The organism is Lyticum sinuosum (genome assembly GCF_034471385.1).
In the GTDB taxonomy this organism is placed as follows: Bacteria; Pseudomonadota; Alphaproteobacteria; order Rickettsiales; family Midichloriaceae; genus Lyticum; species Lyticum sinuosum.
This window is the reverse complement of record NZ_JARGYU010000001.1, coordinates 22,945-41,312: the sequence shown is the minus strand read 5'-3', so window position 1 is coordinate 41,312 and position 18,368 is coordinate 22,945. Positions and strand designations below refer to the sequence as shown.

Genomic DNA, 18,368 nt, shown 5'->3' with positions numbered 1-18,368 from the left:
AACCAAAGCTTATTGTTGGTATGAATTTATATAATTTTCTGCTTCTAGTGCTGCTATACAACCATTTCCTGCTGCAACAACAGCTTGTCTATACTTTTTATCACAAACATCTCCACATGCATAAATCCCATTAATATTTGTACTCATATCATTATTTACAATAATATATCCATCACTATCCATATTAATGAATCCACGAAACATATCAGTATTTGGTCTATGACCTATTGCTATAAAAATACCATCTATATCAATAGAAATTTTATTGTGATTTATTGTATCTTTAAGTATTACTTTATTAACACCTATATCTTCATTTCCTAATATATCTTCAATTTCTTTATTCCATAAGATTTCAATTTTATTATGTGACATTAATCTCTTTTGTAATGTTTTTTCTGCTTTCAAAGAGTCTTTTCTATGAATTAGTATTACTTTTGTCGCATGATTTGTAAGGTAAAGAGCTTCTTCTACAGCAGTATTACCACCACCCACTACAAGAACATTTTTTCCTCTGAAAAAAAAGCCATCACAAGTTGCGCATCCAGAAACTCCTCTTCCAAGAAATTTTTTTTCATTTTCCAAACCTAACCATTTTGCAGTAGCACCAGTGCTTAATATAATAGTTTTTGCAAGATAGATGTTATCAGATCCATCAAAAACATGAAAATTATCATTTTCATCTTTATGAAAATTTATTTTATCAGCAGATTCATCAATTATTACAGCACCGCAAGAACGAGATTGCTCAAGCATTTGTTCCATTAACCATGGTCCTTGTATTATTTTTGCAAATCCTGGGTAATTCTCTACATCTGTTGTTATTGTCAATTGACCACCTTTGGTTGAACCACATAACATTATTGGATTTAAACATGCTCTTGCTCCATATATTGCAGCAGTACATCCAGCTGGTCCAGATCCTATAATAAGCATTTTAGTTTTATATATTTGAGGCATCAGTTTAATAAATTTTATTTTTATTAGGTAATTACTTTGTATAAAATCATAAAATAATACTTAATATTTATCAATTCTTATATCAAAAATTAAATCATTATATCAGTATAGATATCAAATTTAATGTAGTAATTTTTCTTCATGTTAATATAATAATTAGTTAATACTTTAAATATATAGTATAAAAAAATACATCTAATATAAATATTTAAAAAATATACTCATTCATATCATTAATTGACAGTAATAATCATAGATGTAATACTCTGGTTTTTATTGATTGTTAAAAAAAATTTTTTTATTAAATCACAACATATTAAGTTTTTAATATTATAAAGCATGTATTATCACTATCACCGTTTTATAAAATTTAAGATAAAATTTCGTATTTTATCTGTATCAATAATTCTTATAATAAATTTATCCAGCTGTGATTTAATGAATGAAAGATTAGCTAATGTTGGTCGACCTCCAGAACTAAGTAAAGTAATGTTTTATGAAAGGGATAATGATACTTTATCAAATTACATAGGTTCTAATAATTATAATCCATTGTATAAAGCTGATAAAAAACCAGTTAAAATGAAAAATAGTGTGTGGTCTAAAAATAACCAATCTTTTTTTGAGAATTATAGAATTGGAGATATAATTTCAATTATTATATCAGTTAAAGATAAAGCTCATCTTAATAACCAAACACAAAAATCAAGAAAAAGTGATAGTACATTAGGTGTCGATAATTTTTTTGGAATTGAAAAGAGAGTTAATAAATATGATACTGGATCAATGATATCAGCAGCAGGAGGTGCAACAAGCTCAGGTAATGGAAAGATAGATAGAAGTGAAACTGTTGAAACTACAATAGCTGCGACAGTATTAAAGATATTACCTAGTGGAAATTTATATATTAAAGGATCTCAAGAAATAAGAATTAATTATGAAATACGTCAAATTACAGTGGAAGGGATTGTTAGACACAATGATATAGATGGGAATAATGCTGTAAGATTAGATAAAATTGCTGAAGCAAGAATATCATATGGAGGAAGAGGACATATATCAGAATACCAACAAGATCAATATGGTAAACAGATTGTGGATATAGTATCACCATTTTAAATGAAAAATGTTAAAATTTAAAATTAGTGATAGATTTTACAGATTTATATATTAAAATTTTTATTTTTTTTAACTTATTTTTTAATCTTCTTTATTTTTTTAATCTAAATTATTTATACCATTTCTATTTGATTATTAGATAAATTTAAATTTTTATTTATAGTTTTACAAATAAAATCTTTAATATTATTTATAGATTTATAAAGATATACTAGACAATTGTGTAATAAAATTTTAAAACAACTCTTTTTATCAAAAAAACCAAAAAAAACCTTATGTTCTTGAAAATACGATATATCATCAAAAAACTTTGAATGGTAGTCATATTTTCCATGACCATATCCTTCTCTCCTCATATTATTAATAACATCTTCAATCAAATTATTTTCTTCTTGTACATCTGTATTTTGATTAGAAAAATTTTCAATAATATTATCTGATAATATTGTAGCATATTTATAATCAAATCTTGTATGTGAAGAATATAATTTTGGTTTCATATTATAAATATCACATATATATCTAACACAATGAGATATATTATGAGTATAATACTCTTTTATACTTAAATTAAATGCTTGGTTTAGTTTTGATAAATTTGATTCTATATTTTCATAAGTAAAATTATCAGAGGTCAATTTTGAAAGAAATTTATATACTGGACTATTTAAGCAAATCTGATGTCTATACATAGATCGTTTAAAATATCTCCTAAGAGAAACGAAACTAACTTCTTGACCAGAACTTTTATATCTATTACATCTTTCAGAAAAAACATCCTCTAATGTTCCACTCCATATACGCCGGATATCATAATAGGAATAGTGTGTAATAGGTTTATTCTCATTAGAACTATTAAAATCAGAGGAATCAGAATAATAGTATCCAGGTTTAAATTTTACACCTATATTAGTAAGAAATAATCTTGTAAGTGCAACAGTGGCAGGGTGAATGCAAGGGTGAAAACAACCTACATGAACCCAATTCACTGATGTTGTATCAGGAGATTCAAATGTAAAGTGATACGGACTAATTGGCGATAAAAATGGAGATCCTTCCATCGAAGCATAACTAATAAGAACTCTTTTTACAATCGCAGGTATATGACAAAACTTTTTATTAATTTGCCTAGGACCTGGGACTGGATCATTTAATACAAGATTAATATTAATTTTTGCAGAAAGTATTTTATTTTCTGCAATCATGTTAGATATAAGCAAACAAACAACAGCGCCACGACTATGACCAATTAAGTTTATTATTATAGGGAGATCTTGAGTTATAGGAGAGTCACTATTTTCAACAATTGCATTAATTTTTTCTATGGCTTGTTTAGCTTCATCATAAACCATAGGCATTCTACCAATGATAAGCGCTTTAATTTCACTAAAAATAGAAGAGGGTAAATTATAATATATATTTTCATCTATATCATCACTTCCATAATTATTTGTTATTCTTTGACTAAGGTAATTAAACCAAGGAAAATTATTTGTTTTTGATTCTCCGGTACCACCAAAAAAAAAATTTGCTATTTTCTGATTTGATTCTTGCATTATTTCTATTTAACTTATATATTTATAAATAATAATTTTAAATAGTATATAAAATTTATAATTTCAATATTTTTATTTGAAAATTTCTCTAATTAATTATAATTTTATTTATAACTTAATTTTTTTATAAAAAGCTATTACTTTTTATAATTATTTTCTTTTATTTTTTTTCTTATGTAAAAAATTAGAATATAGAACAAATAAGTTTTCCACCTAAATTCATATTTATAGATTTTTCTAATGTTTTTATGCCTTTATTAGTAGAAACAAGAACTACACCCATAATTTTTTTATACTTAAATAAATCTTTGAATTTTGAATAAACATGTCTACTAGGAGTAGAAATCATCTTGATTTCCGTTATAACAGATCTATTGTTATAATACTTCAAAGAAACTATTATAATTTTTTTATTTGGATTGGAATCATCTAAAGCACGCTCATAATCTTTTATATAGCCTTCTTCTTTTAGTATAAAAAGAATGTCACGAATTACTTTAGTATCTTTTAATATAACTTCGTTTTTCATCACCATACATGCATTTTTTATACTGGATACAATATTACAAATCCCTAAAAAACTCATAAAAACAATTTTAATTAAAAAAATTTCCAATGAGTATTACGCTATCATATATTGTATTATTATGCAATAAGTAAATTAAACTAGGTTTATGGGAAAATATAACATTATACTTTTTTAATTTAATAATCTTAAAATTAAATAATTTTTATTTTTTTTAGAAAATTTATCCTATCAACATAAAAGTAATAATAATAAAACCTTAAAAAAATTTGCAAATACTGGGGGTTAAGAAGGTTACTAAGACTAACCTAAAAAGACGCGAGAAAAGTCATCTCTAAAAAAGGTGGCGGAGATCAGTTTACCACAACCTAACCAACTCCAAACTGGGGTGGTATAGTCATGTTTTCACTCTCTTAAACGATTATAGAGGCGTACTGAGAGATAAGATTAATAGAAAAATGTTGATTATCCTTGTGTAATATTAAGTGGTTCTACACGACCCTGTGCACAAAGAAATAGCATATTTTTTTGCTTTTATAAAAGAGTGAGTAATTGTATTTGGATATAATAATGTTTTTTTGTTTACAAATAACTCGGGAAAGCCTGCATCTGAGATGCCTTGTCCAGTATATTTTAATATAGATTCTTTTAGTGTCCAGATTTTATAGAATCTTTTGATAGAATTTTTTTCTAAAACCCATGCAATTTCTTCTTGAGAAGCAAAAAAACTAAGTAGTGGTAGATAAAGCGGAGATTTTTTCTATCACTTTACTGACAGACCAACCATCTAATAAACTATGATGAAACTGCAGCTTTAAATATTTTGTTCCGAGCTCTTCATAAATCCCAGCAACGAATAGTAAATTGTCAGTCATATCAAATGACAAATTTTCACTTGTCCAGATTGGATCTGTGAGAGATATCTTTTTTTTGAGACAATTATCCTGAAAATCATAAAAGTAAGAAAATCTTAGTGCGTCACTTGAAGCAATGATATTTGTAATAACTGATTTTATCTTTTCTATATCAGTGTTAAAGGGGATTGGCCAAGCTTCCTTGATTGTATAGATTGGTTGACCATATTTTAGTTCTGCTGAAAATAATAAATTCTCTTGTAGGTTAGTAAAAAAAGAGTTCATACCTAAATCACCATGTGTTTGTTGGAATAAACTTTGAATTTACCAAAACTTATAAAGCCCATTTTTTTATAGATGCCAATTCCATCGTTAGAGGCTTGCATACCGATAACGTGACATTTTTTTCTTTTTAAATGCTCAATAGCAATTTTTGTCATTAACGTCCCAATACCTCTTTTCTGAAAATCTGGATGGGTCACAATATCATACACCCCACCAATACCATCCGCTTTAATACAAAAACATATTGCAAATGGATTGTGATTGATATAACCAACGAACATATCTACATCAGGATCTTTTTTATAACAACCACCTATTGTTTCATAAAATATGATCGCTTCTTCATCAAAAGGTTCAAATACTGATGCCATAACATTGCCATAGTCGATAAAATCTTGAAGTGATCGGGCTTCCTTGATTTTGAAGTTATCTGGTATATTCGTCACATGTGAATCTATGTCTGAAGCTAAAGCCGCCATTCCTACCTCCGTCTCAACATGTTCTAAGCCAACAGATAAAAGGATGTCATCCACTTTATAATTTGACGAATTAGGCCCAACCCACCAAGCTAAAGGTAATTTTTGCGTATTAAAGGAGTTGATTATGGATTGCGCCTGATCTACATGTATAGTTTCTTGTAAATTTTTAGCAGAGATAATGTTAAATGTGTCTGAAGCAAATGTTGAGTTAACGGAAGAAACGCCATTTGAAAAATCAATAATCTTCATTTTTTGGCACAACCTAGGTAAAAAACGTACTTTTGAAAAAAAATTATTTTCTAAAGATAAATCAATTTTTGATTTGTTTAACATTTGCTCTCGTTGGTATTAATAATTATTTCTAATTGGTCTTTTAATACTGGGGTTATAAAAAAATCCGCCAGCTCAAAGGTAATTCCAAATTCTTTTAAATAAGCCTCTATAACCTGCAAAGCTGTAAAAGATCCGCCTCCAATACTAAAAAAATTATCCTCAGGGGCGATATTGTTGTTCCCCAATATCGCAGACCATATTGCAATAATTCGTTCTTCAGAAATACAATTTTGCTTTGATAATTTTGTGCTATAGGTGCTGATCAAGTGATCTTTATCTATTTTTCCACTTGTGTTTAAGGGCCAGATATCAATAGCAATTATAAATGCAGGAACCATGTATTCTGGGATTAGATCATTAATTGTATTTCTTAATAAATCTTGGCTTATTTTACCTTTGTAAAAACAATACAGCTCTGGATATGAAGTTTTTTGATGCTGCGCGCAAACAAAAGCAGACTGAACACCTTCTATTGATTCAATAGTGTTTTTTATTTCCTCAATAGACACTCGGTACCCTCCACGAACTTTAATCTGGTGATCTTTTCTTCCTTTAAAAATATAGCTATTGTTATGTTTTTGTACTAAGTCTCCTGTGTTAAATACACCATGATATAACGTCAAACCCTTGTCGTTTATATGACCGTATGCAACTTGCTCTCCGTAAATCACGAGCTCGTCAGATTCTGTGTCAAGATGTAATGCTTCTTTATAAAGGGGAGCTCCTAAAACAATAGCTTCACTTTTGGATTGAAATTTATGTAAAAGAACGCAAACAGTTCCTTCTGTTGGCCCATAAGCATTCCACAAATTATACTTAACAGTCCAATCTTCAAGAAAGCTGGTTTTGAAAGTATCTCCACCAATAATTAAATCTTGCAGTGTCGTATCGTTTTTTAATATGCCATTAGCTATGATCGGGGTAAGCAATGCCCTGTTTATTTTATACAAGTTAATAAAATGAGTTAATGCCGCTGTATCTAAAATTTGGTTTTCCGAGATAACAAGCGTTCCCCCAAACATTAATGTTGCAAAAATTTCCCAAATACTGGCATCAAAAGTTAAATTAGAATATTGCAGCATTATGGTGCTGGGCAAAGTGGGAATAGTCTTTTGAAGGTTACGAATAAAATGCTCAAGGTTTTTATGTGTAATCATCACTGCTTTTGGAATGCCCGTGCTTCCAGAAGTATAAATTAAATAGGCTAAATCATTGGTGTATTGTACGTAATCCTTTTGTACAATCAAATCCTTGTCTGTGATTATTAATTGTGGTTTAACCACAGAAACAATTTTTAAAAATCTTTCTTCTGGATAATCAATCGGAACATATAAAAAAGCATAGCTCATATGCATAACAGCCATCATATCAATAATTGTAAGGAGCTTTGTTTTTCTTCGAATGATTGCGATTTTGCCGGTATATTCTTCTTGCGAATCAAAAACGCTCTTTAATTCATCTGCGCGCTTACAAACTTCCTCATATAATTTTGCATATGTAAAATAGGTGTCTTTAGAAATAAGAGCGATTGAGCATCCAAAAACAGAAGCGTTTTTAACAAGAAAGTTAGCAGTCATGATTAATCATTCCCCTGTAATTTTTTGTTGTTGAATGCGTTACGAAAATAAGGATTAAAAAAAACAACCAAAACTAACGTTGATAAAAGAAATAATACGCAACCTAATTCTAAGGTTCTTCCAACATAAAAATAGCTAACTACTTCTATGCCTATTGCTGTTCCAATCAATCTAACGATATTTACAAGAGATGCCGCCTTACTTTCAGAGCCATTAAAAGATGATAATATTTTTGGATATATTACATTTACTGGCAACACCGAACTTACTGTGCAAAAACACATCAAAATAGTAATCAAAATATAATTCATTGGAGAAAAAGTCATAACAATTAAAAGAACAGATGAAAATATGATATGCAAAAACAACGATATTTTTACGCAATTAAAGTGGTTAAGTTTTCTTAAAAGCATTGGGCTTAAAAAGCTCATTGAAGCAAAGGAAGCAGCGATTACGCCTTGATACAAACCAAACTGGTTTAATGTTAGGCCCATGCCTTGCATATATATAATTGGACTCATTCCAATAAAAATCCAGTAATGCAAACAAAGAAAACAGACCATGATTGCCAAAACCCAAAATAATCTTGAGTTAATGATTTTTGAATATTCTAGAACTGAAAATGATACTTGATCATTTCTTTTGTAATCATTAGGGATGAAAAGTTGACTCATCAATAAGCAAAGGGCGCCTAGAGTAATCAAAAATATAAACCCTCCTCTCCAACCAAGGTATATATTGAGATAACTTCCTATTATTGGTGCCAAAGCCATTCCGCATGTAACAAACCCATTTAGCAATCCTAGCTTGCTCGATTGTTCTTGCTGTGAATCTCCCTCAAAATCACGTGAAGCATCGATAGTGGTACGGTAACCGCTGCTATCTAACATGTGCTCTGTACGTGTATCAATTTCCAGATACCCTTGATCCGAAGGTTGTCCACCACCTTGCGGATAAAATATTGTTTTATCTAAAATAAAGAAATGGCCTTTATCGTCCATTCCGGTATGTATAACTTCCCCATGGCCTGCAAAGCAGTACGTATCTTCAAGGTAAGCTTTAATCGTTTGCATGAATCCTCCTGCGCATTGTTCGATATACAACTATTATAACAAAATTAGTTGCAATATGCAAGCATTATTGTTATACTGTATTTGTAGATAAAAATTTAATGCGAGGCATGAGTTTTATGCAAAAAGAACAAATTGAGAAATTACGGTCTCTATCAAGAAAATTAGTAAGAGAGCTTGGAATGCTACAACTAGACCGCAGTGACTCAAGTATCACCCCAGGGCATTGGCATGCGTTAATAGAAATAGAGAAAGACCCAGGGCTTACTATATCTAAATTAGGTGCTCTATTGTTGATGTCTATTTCCAGAATATCAAGGCTAACAAGCTCTTTATCTAAAAAGGGCTTGATTGAATTTAAAGAAGGATTAGATAAACGTGAAAAATATCTTTATCTTACAGCAGAAGGGCAAGCAACCGTGAAAAGTATCGATGATTTTTCTGAAGAAAAGATAGAAGGTGCTTTTAAGTTTTTACAAGAATCAGAAATGGTAGAGATCATAAATGCTATAGACAAATACTCAAACGTACTTGAGCAAAATAGGCTACTCGGTTCAGATATTAAAATTGCTACCCTTTCAACTTCTCGGGTTATACGCAAGCAAATTATGAGTATGATTTCTGAAATACAAGAAAATGAGTTCTCTATACCAATTAATAAAGATACTAATATATGTATTTTAAAAGCAGAGCATTATTTTTATTACGATCATTCATATAATTTTTGGTATGCTGTGGCTGATAATGGGCAGATTATTGGCAGCATAGGCTTAAGAAAAATCAATGATTGTGGCGGCGAAATTAAAAAGTTTTTTGTGATAAAAGAATATAGAGGCACAGGAGTTGCCAAAAAATTAATGCTTACACTTCTCAATGCCACACTAAAGCATCACTTTAAAAAGCTATTTCTAGGCTCAGTTGATATCCTTAAAGCTGCTCATATTTTCTATAAAAGGTATGGTTTTATAAAAATAGTTCGCTCAGACCTTCCGAAAGAATTTGAGCTATGCGAGCTTGATTCTGTATTTTATGTAGGCGAGGTTGAAGAAGTAATGGAAAAGCTCAGCAAGTAATATTACCTATGCTCCATTTCGAATCTCATTCTCTACTCCGCTTTTCGTTCTCTAAAAAATGCATGAGCAAAAAACATCAATCCTCCAAAACCCAGCTAAATCCAGGCTTTAGGGACATGCGTACCTTTGACCCGAGTGTTTGCATGTATCGGAGATGGAGAGGCCAAAAACAGAGATTTTAGGGGTAAAATAGCAAAATCGGAGAAAGTGAAGTACGGGTCTAACGTTAAGCCAAAACCCTGGAAAGCTCAGAAATACTGGGGTTTCTGGATTGCTTCGCTATGCTCTGAATGATGGTGAGAAAAGTCATCTCTAAAAAAGGTGGCGGAGAGAGAGGGATTCGAACCCTCGATACAGTTTCCCGTATACTTCCTTAGCAGGGAAGCGCCTTCGACCACTCGGCCATCGCTCCTTTTATTATGAGATGTATAACAGGATTATAGACTATATATAATTACTTTTGCAAGATCTTTTCTTTTATTTATATAAAAAATTTTGAAATTTAGATTTTGATATATTTTATAGGAAAAAATTATATAATTAATTATTCAAGATCAAAATTACTTCCAATATTATCTTTGAAGTATTTATTATTTCTTTTTTTCACAGATTTAGAATAAGATTCTATTTGATTATTAATATCATTAGTATTTTGGAGAATATTTTCATCATCACCTTTATCTATTTCGTTGTTTATTCTTGTTATATTTTTTAAATTATTTTCCATTTTATTTCTTTCTTCTTGTGTAGATTGAAGTATATTAATTTTTTCATTATTTTCTGATATTTTTCTTTCTAAACTAATCATTTTATTACTTTCATTTTGAGTTATATTTTCTTTATTATATAATTCTTTATATTCTTTTATATCATTACTTCTTATTTCCACCAAATTTTTCATTTCTTGATTATTAAGTTGATCATCTTGTCCCTTAATTTTTTCAATATATTTAATATTATTATCTATATCTCCAATAATATCTTTTTGTCTTTCTTTAGTTTCCTGGCTATAGAGATTTTTTAATGGTGCATTTTTTTCGTCTTCAATTATTTTTTTCAATTCATCAATTTCTTTATCTAATTTATTTTGTGTTTCCATAGTATTATGAGTTGACTCTTGTAATCCAAAATAATCAACTTTTGTTCCACTATTAATATCATCAAAAGTCTTAATAAGAGGATTTTCTGAAGAAAAGAATTTTCCAATTTTATCACTTACAAAGTGTGACCCATTTATAAATAATTGCATACCTTTGCTATTAGAAGCCATTTTCCCTATCATATCATTTCTTTTTCTTGCAACCTTATCTATAACACTATTTAGAGGTGATAGTATACCACCATTTCGTCCATTACCCCATATAAAACGATTTGCGGTATCAAGAGCAGATCCAAAAGTATCCTCAACTCCTCCCTGGAATACACCAGTAAAATTATCTGCAATTTTCGGTATTTTATCTTGAATTTCAGAAAACATACAAACAAAAATTAAAGCTATTAAATAATTTTCAATTGATAATACGTTATTAAATACCAGACTATCTGAATTTATAGTATAATATTTAAATATCCACCAATTTTGCTCACAAACTTTATATTTAAACAAAGAAAAAAATTGATCTGACATAATATCAATCATAAAGACCATATAAACAGCTATTAAAATCAATGTCATAGATGATGAAAAAATATTTTTCAACCAGTTTTGAAATATATCTTTTGTTATATTAAAAAGAATCATTAATAAAAATATAGGTAATACTATTACAGCTAAAGTAATACGTGTATAAACCATCATTATCAGCAAAATCAGCTTAGTTAACATTACTAAAAAAATAAATATATATATATATAATAAAGGAATAAAGTAAAATTTTACTGTAAAAATTAACGCCCAGATTTTAGAATTAATTGAAGGTGAAAATACTTTTTGTAATATTTCATCAAATACAATAGTTTGCTTTAATATAGTATCTTGTGAATCATCTGATGAATTTAGTTCAATATTTTCAATATTTTCAGTATCTTTTATGTATATATAATTTAACACTTTATTTGCAACATAGTCTCCAAATCCAGGTGATCTATGATAAGTTCCATTATTATAACTTGGCTGTCCAATGAAGATATTTAGAAAATATCTTTCAATTGTATTAACATAACTAGTTTCACTGAGTAATGTAACTACAATACTCATTTTAAATAACCTAATAACCAATTCTTTATGATTTGATTGTATCAATCCCATTAAAAATAATACTGAATATGTTAAAAATGCAATATAAATAAGAGGATTAACGTATTTTTGTACATTTTGTCTAACTTTTGATCTTATCTTTGCGCTTGTTTCGTCAAGAACATTTTTATATGAATTAACAAGTTTAGATATAAATCCAATTTTATAAGCTCCTGAATCTATTCTTAATGTATAACCTCCAAAATTATCGCTATAATCAGTATCTAAAATTTTAGCATAAAGTCTTCCTGACCTTAAAGGCTGAGTAGTATTTTCTAATATCTTTCCATCTTCAGCTACTGGAACATTTAGTATTTCAAATTTTATTTCTTTACCAGAACTTTTTATATAATCACCAGATCCCATATGAAAATTTTGAAACTTTAGAGGTGAAGGAAATTTTATTTGGGATTTGACATTAGGATTTGATCCAAAGATTGATACTAAAAGATAAACACCAACACCTTTTGTTAATTTACAACTGAAATTCTCTTCACTACCTTTTATTATAATAGAGTTAGAATCTTTACTTGAATTAATACATTCATTGTCAATACCATCTATCTTTCCAAAAGGATACCAACTCTTAAAAGAAGAATTATTTGTTATCGTTATTTTTAATGGAACTGGATAACCCATAACAAAGAATTCTGTATCTATCCATTTAGCAACAAAACTACGGTGAGGATTATATCTTTCAAATGGAGAAGAATATTCATCAACAGTTATTAAATCACCATTTTCTAAATTGGCATTTAAATTAATTGAATACCCTGATCCTAGATCATCTGCTTCATAACACTTTTGTGCAAATGCTATATTTTGAAATTTTATTATATGTAAAATTAATATAATTAGATATAATCTGATAATAAAATTAAAAATTACCAATTCTTTTTTTTGAAATGGTAAATAATATTCTTTTTTATTTTTCATTGAAATACTACCAATTAATCAAAATAAATATTCATATTTATTTCCTTTTTCTTGCATTATTTTGTTCCATTTTTCCTTGCATTTGTTTGAGATCTTTTGTACGTAATCCAATAACTCCTAATGCACCACTAGATGTATTGCTAAATGCTGATCTTACACTTTCTGTAGCTTTCATTAAATCTGTACCTCCCGTTGAAGTTGTGTAAAAACTAATTATTCTATTTAATACTTCTGATGTAACAGAAACAAAGTGATACGCAGCTTGAGCAACTATAAGTATTGATACAAATGCTATAGGTGCTATAGATACTACAGAATCAGTGTTATTATGAGCATAATTTACAGGAAGCCAGACTTTTGGACACCATGAACTAAAGAAAATAGAGAAATTAAATAAACACATTTTACATATCGTAAAGTTAGTAAGTGCTTGAAGAATTAAAAAAAACATCTCTTTAAATAATATAAATGATACAGAAACTATTACAGGCTGTAAAAAATACATTAATATTTGTTTGACCCAATTATCAAAAATAGACTTTGTATAACCAAACATAATAAATGGAATAATAAGAGGAGATATTGATATCATCATACCAATCATAACTGTTGATAATAAATAAACTATTAGTATTTTTACAGATACTAAGCAGAATACAAACATTCCATAAAGAACCATTACAGATATAACTACAAATGATATTGATCCTGTTATTCCAAAGAAAAATAATGCTCCAATTTTATTCATTAAAGTATCACTAAAGACCTGTTTCCATATATCACCTATTTCTTTTATTACTGTTGGACCACCACATACACATCTTTCGAGACTTTGTGTTGTTTTTGTAAATGAAGTACTATAATTAAACATATCTATCATATCATCAATTCCATCTATAAAAATAGCGAAGCCATATTTATATAATAAAGACCAACTACCTTTTGATAATAATCCTGCTATTAATGAAAATTTAAGAGAAAATATTAGGAACTCTTTACTATTCATTGAACGTAATCCTATAGTGAAACTAAAACTTATATATAGAACATACATAAGCATCATGACTTTTATAAATGGTGTTAAACCATATAATAATATTTTATATAAATTATAAACAATCCCATCTGTTGGCGCTTCAAGACCCGATAGACTCCCAACACGACAATCACAATCTTCATTTAATCCTGTGTTAGATTGACAATATGAAGTATTAACACTACCAGATGAGTAATATTTAGCACAACCATATAGTTTATTACGAACTTTTTTTATTATATTACAAACAAAATTTTCATTAGATGAATTATTTTTTATAATTTCTATTCCAAGTCCTCCAAAAGGCGGATGTATTTCTGATATTATAGTATCTATTTTATCATTATCTAATATAACATAATCTGAAAATTTATAATCCCATTTATCCATTGTTATTCTATAGCTTCCCTCTCCAATACCTTTGAATATATAACCAGTTTCAACACTTCTTCCATATTTGCATTGTGATTCTACTAAATTATTTGCCTCATCTAGAGGACATATCTTTATATTTGAACCGGTTTTCGATAATCCAGATTTATGTGATATATATATAAAATACTTATCTAAATTAATATCTAGACGATTAATATTTACTCTTCTAAAAAAAGATTCTTCAATATTTATTTTAAATACAAAACTAGGAAATATATTATCATTGTAACACATATTATATGTACCACCATAAGATGTATTTTTTTGACAAATTTCATTTGGATATTGTGGATTATATAGAAATGAAGATGGAAAAGTATCACCAGATACTTGGCCAAAAATATCACCTATATTACTATAATAATTGATTTGGGAATTAGATTTTGCTTTATCATTTAAATAATTATCATCAACATCGGCAGGATCTACTGGTCGAATCAGAAATTCATTTTGATTAATTAAACTATTTGCTTTTAAAGGTAAAATCATTCTATATTTATCATAAATAAGAGATGCTGAATAATTATCACTATAAGATCTTCCTTTATATTCTATAATTAGTTCATCGTCTTTTTGTATACTAATTTTTCTATAAAGACTTTCTCCATCAGAAAAAAAAGAATTAGAAGACCAAGCAATCCTTCCATTTTTATAATATGGAGTTAGTATATTTTCACCAATTACATCTAGTTCAATTCCTGGATTAGATAATTTTATATCAATGAGATCGCATTTTCCTACCTCAATATCAACAAAATCTGGAGAGTTATCACCACAACTCCATTTTAAACCAACTGTTTCTGATTGTGAGAGATTTTGATTATTTCCATCAGATTCAATTATTTTTCCTTGGTATTTTATACCCATTGCACATTGATTAATACAATCTATTATTCTATTTCTATTAAGATACGCTATTTGATCTGCATTACTACTTCTAATAGCATTAGTATTTTCAGCACTTGTACTAGGTGGTTTTTCTAAGATTTTAAATAATAATCCACATTGTGTAGAGCATGCTGTTGTACACTTGCGATTTATTCTTAAGATTGGTATTGAATTTGGAAGATTTAAATCTACATCATCACTAAACTTACATTCCGATTGATAAATATATGTAGCATATATTTGATTTTTACTTGAAAATAAAATCTGTAAAATAATTACAAAAAATATACTTATAATAAATATACTAAGATAAGTACTAAGATAAATGATTATATTATTTATTTTCAATCTTAGTTCTTGTAACATATACAATTTTAAGAGATAAAAAAATAGCTACTAATAATAATTACAACCTAGAATAAATTATTTTACTACTTATTTCTTTTTCTCATTTGATTTAATTTTGAAACACCACGCCCCATAGAAGCAACATTTATTTTCTTAGCTGCAGAAATTGCCATACCACTAAAATCCCCTTTAGCTATAGAACCTAGTCCATATACCCCAGACATATATTCAAAAAACGATATCACTGATCCTGAGAAAAAATAAAATATGATAGCAAAGAACATAATATTCCACATAGGTGTCCACATTTCAGATATATATGATGATTGACCAATGTTTAAACTAAATATTATCAGATTTAATCTTTCTGTAAAAGCATTAACCATACCACTAGTTAAAATACTACAGCTTGCATCAGCTAAACTTAAGCAGGAACCATTCCTATAACATGTTTGTGCATCTAAACTTGCACGATAAGTTGCACAATATACTGATTGTGTTTCAGTGCATGGGTTTGAATTTTTACTTAAATCATCTATAGTAAATCCATAAAAGAACACATCTAAAGTTGCAATAAATAATGCTACAAAAGAAAATGTCATTCCAGGATATATTGAGTATCCTATTAATGCTTTTATCCAATTTTGAAATATTTCTTTTGTATAATCAAATAAAATAAAGCAAGCAAATATCGGAGCCATAAGACATAATATTGCTAACATAAAAGATGATAATATTACTACATGAACGAAACGAAATACAACAGACATTATAAGAATAACATATACTAACATACAAATTGCAAGTAGAAATCCTGTTACTCCAGATATTAAAGCAGATGTAAAGAACCATAATGATGGTATTTCTCCAAAATTATAACGACATGTTCCAAATGAAAGATAATTACCTAATTTACAATCTAGATAATCCCAAGGTGTTAATTCTACAAATGAACTTTTCGATGTATTTGAAGGAGTTGTAGTTCCTCCACAAGAAACACTTATTCTTCTAGAAGATAAAATATTACTACCATTATAATTTGAATAACATGCTCTAACAGGATCATTCACATTTGAGCTTTGTATAAAAATATCAGAAATTGTTTCTATAACATTTAATGCTAATGAAAACAATCCTGTGCGGCCAGTAATCTTATTATTATCATACCATATCTGTCCTGTACTGAAAACAACTACTATTACAAATTTCATAATAAACATCATCCATTCTCCTCGTTGTGGCACTTGTGGAGATGACATAATCTTTATTCCCAATATTATTATGTAAAATGTTAATACAACAAATACCAACTTTTTCATTTGATTCTGAACAAAATACATATAGGAGTTGTCAGAACTATTTGGTGATATTATTATTTTGATTAACAAATCTTGCATACAGCCAACTATTGTGCTTGTTAGATGCATATCACCTTCTAAAAATGTACGTACATCCTCAGTTATTACTCCTTGATGTAAATCAGAAGATAAATGAATTAAATCTATACGCTGACTCATAAAATAACTACACCTAGTATCACTAATCATATCGTATATTTTTTGTTCTGAATCAGTTTTTACTTCAACAGGAGGTGCAACAGGTGTACATCCATAGAGGATAGGAAATAATAAAGGTATTCCAATTGCTTTTTTTGCAGCAGCACATAATTTTACACGACCATTAGTATTAGAATAAAATATGATATCATTATCACTGTATGAGCCATTTTTTACTTGTTCTCTTGTAGCTATATTTATATCATCTTTCGGCTTAGATGGACATTTTTTATTTTTAAAAGAATCTACAAAGGATCTTTCAGCATAAACTATCATTCCTGGTGACAACTTGTCTCCAACTCCATCTGCTGCCAAATTGTTAGTAGCGTATTTTCTATTTGCAGAGTTGCAATAATATGTCCCACTCATATCACCATATTCTCTATTTGTATTAGAATTACAAGTACTTGATGAAGAATTACATGTATATAAAAATGGAACTTCATTAGGTCCAACTAGATTTTTTTTAAGTGTTATATTCCCATTACTCTCTTCACACATTTCTTCGTTATCTTTACCATATAATTTTACATTAATAAGTTCATGTGGTGCCCAAACATAAGATGTTGTACATTTTGTTAAAAAAGCAATTAATACTAATGCAAATATGACAAAAAAAGGGAAAATGATTCCTATAATCATAATTATAAGCCTTGCAACACCTTCTCCAACTGATCCAAAAAATCCACCTTTTGATTTAGGACACGATGGTTGTCCAATATTTTTTCCTATTTGATCCGGAAGACAATTATATTCAGTTTGAGAGTAGTCAAAAATTGTTTTTTTTAGGGCGCAAATATATATATATTCTATTATATTGCTAAATATACTTATTATAATGCTCAATAAATTACTTCCTTGAATATCCCCAGGTCTTGTATCTTCATAATATTCTAGAGAATTGTGTGCAGTATCAGAAAATAATCCATCTGCTAATACTTCATTACTATGTTGAGATATCATATTAAATCCTGCTACTAATATAGCAATTAAGAAAAATTTATAAAATAAAATTTTTATATTATAAAACTTGTCAATCATATTAATTTATAAAATGTAATTTAAAAATCCAAAAAATTTTTATATAAAAAATATTAATAT

Annotated in this window: 13 protein-coding genes and 1 tRNA gene; 2 read left to right on the top strand and 12 right to left on the bottom strand. The window is 28.3% G+C overall.

Annotation, left to right across the window (positions count from 1 at the left end; translation table 11 throughout):
- Positions 1-9: 9 nt before the first annotated feature.
- Positions 10-960, bottom strand: coding sequence for a thioredoxin-disulfide reductase (trxB, locus tag Lyticum_RS00135; RefSeq protein ID WP_322498315.1), 951 nt, complete (start codon positions 958-960; stop codon positions 10-12).
- A 438-nt stretch (positions 961-1,398) separates the two neighbouring features.
- Between trxB and Lyticum_RS00130 the strand changes: the two genes are divergently transcribed.
- Positions 1,399-2,079: a flagellar basal body L-ring protein FlgH gene (locus tag Lyticum_RS00130; RefSeq protein WP_322498314.1), complete on the top strand. Its 681-nt coding sequence runs from the start codon at positions 1,399-1,401 to the stop codon at positions 2,077-2,079.
- A 113-nt stretch (positions 2,080-2,192) separates the two neighbouring features.
- Here the strand turns inward: Lyticum_RS00130 and Lyticum_RS00125 are convergent, their stop codons facing one another.
- From Lyticum_RS00125 to Lyticum_RS00100, 7 genes are all read right to left on the bottom strand, one after another.
- Entirely contained in the window at positions 2,193-3,635 is a 1,443-nt protein-coding gene (locus Lyticum_RS00125) for a hypothetical protein (RefSeq protein WP_322498313.1), read from the bottom strand.
- Between the two features lie 184 nt (positions 3,636-3,819).
- Positions 3,820-4,221, bottom strand: a complete 402-nt coding sequence (locus Lyticum_RS00120) for a 30S ribosomal protein S8 (RefSeq protein ID WP_322498312.1) — start codon at positions 4,219-4,221, stop codon at positions 3,820-3,822.
- A gap of 421 nt (positions 4,222-4,642) precedes the next feature.
- Entirely contained in the window at positions 4,643-4,840 is a 198-nt protein-coding gene (locus tag Lyticum_RS04145; protein WP_407659023.1) for a 4'-phosphopantetheinyl transferase family protein, read from the bottom strand.
- Between the two features lie 49 nt (positions 4,841-4,889).
- Entirely contained in the window at positions 4,890-5,300 is a 411-nt protein-coding gene (locus Lyticum_RS00115; RefSeq protein ID WP_322498311.1) for a condensation domain-containing protein, read from the bottom strand.
- Between the two features lie 2 nt (positions 5,301-5,302).
- Positions 5,303-6,112, bottom strand: coding sequence for a GNAT family N-acetyltransferase (locus tag Lyticum_RS00110; protein ID WP_322498310.1), 810 nt, complete (start codon positions 6,110-6,112; stop codon positions 5,303-5,305).
- Positions 6,106-7,689: a non-ribosomal peptide synthetase gene (locus Lyticum_RS00105; protein ID WP_322498309.1), complete on the bottom strand. Its 1,584-nt coding sequence runs from the start codon at positions 7,687-7,689 to the stop codon at positions 6,106-6,108. The genes Lyticum_RS00110 and Lyticum_RS00105 overlap by 7 nt, the downstream gene beginning before the upstream one ends.
- A 2-nt stretch (positions 7,690-7,691) precedes the next feature.
- Positions 7,692-8,762 (bottom strand): MFS transporter, encoded by a 1,071-nt coding sequence (locus Lyticum_RS00100; protein ID WP_322498308.1) that lies wholly within the window; start codon positions 8,760-8,762, stop codon positions 7,692-7,694.
- 116 nt (positions 8,763-8,878) lie between these two features.
- Here Lyticum_RS00100 and Lyticum_RS00095 point away from each other — a divergent pair, with 116 nt between their 5' ends.
- The gene (locus Lyticum_RS00095; RefSeq protein WP_322498307.1) at positions 8,879-9,832 is read left to right on the top strand and encodes a bifunctional helix-turn-helix transcriptional regulator/GNAT family N-acetyltransferase; all 954 of its coding nucleotides are present in this window, start codon (positions 8,879-8,881) and stop codon (positions 9,830-9,832) included.
- 322 nt (positions 9,833-10,154) lie between these two features.
- On the opposite strand, the gene Lyticum_RS00090 is transcribed toward Lyticum_RS00095, so the two are convergent.
- From Lyticum_RS00090 to Lyticum_RS00075, 4 genes are all read right to left on the bottom strand, one after another.
- Positions 10,155-10,244, bottom strand: a tRNA-Ser gene (locus Lyticum_RS00090).
- A gap of 132 nt (positions 10,245-10,376) precedes the next feature.
- Entirely contained in the window at positions 10,377-13,004 is a 2,628-nt protein-coding gene (locus Lyticum_RS00085) for a type IV secretion system protein (protein WP_322498306.1), read from the bottom strand.
- 37 nt (positions 13,005-13,041) lie between these two features.
- Positions 13,042-15,729, bottom strand: coding sequence for a TrbL/VirB6 family protein (locus Lyticum_RS00080; RefSeq protein WP_322498305.1), 2,688 nt, complete (start codon positions 15,727-15,729; stop codon positions 13,042-13,044).
- A 65-nt stretch (positions 15,730-15,794) separates the two neighbouring features.
- The gene (locus Lyticum_RS00075) at positions 15,795-18,308 is read right to left on the bottom strand and encodes a TrbL/VirB6 family protein (protein WP_322498304.1); all 2,514 of its coding nucleotides are present in this window, start codon (positions 18,306-18,308) and stop codon (positions 15,795-15,797) included.
- Between the last annotated feature and the right edge of the window lie 60 nt (positions 18,309-18,368).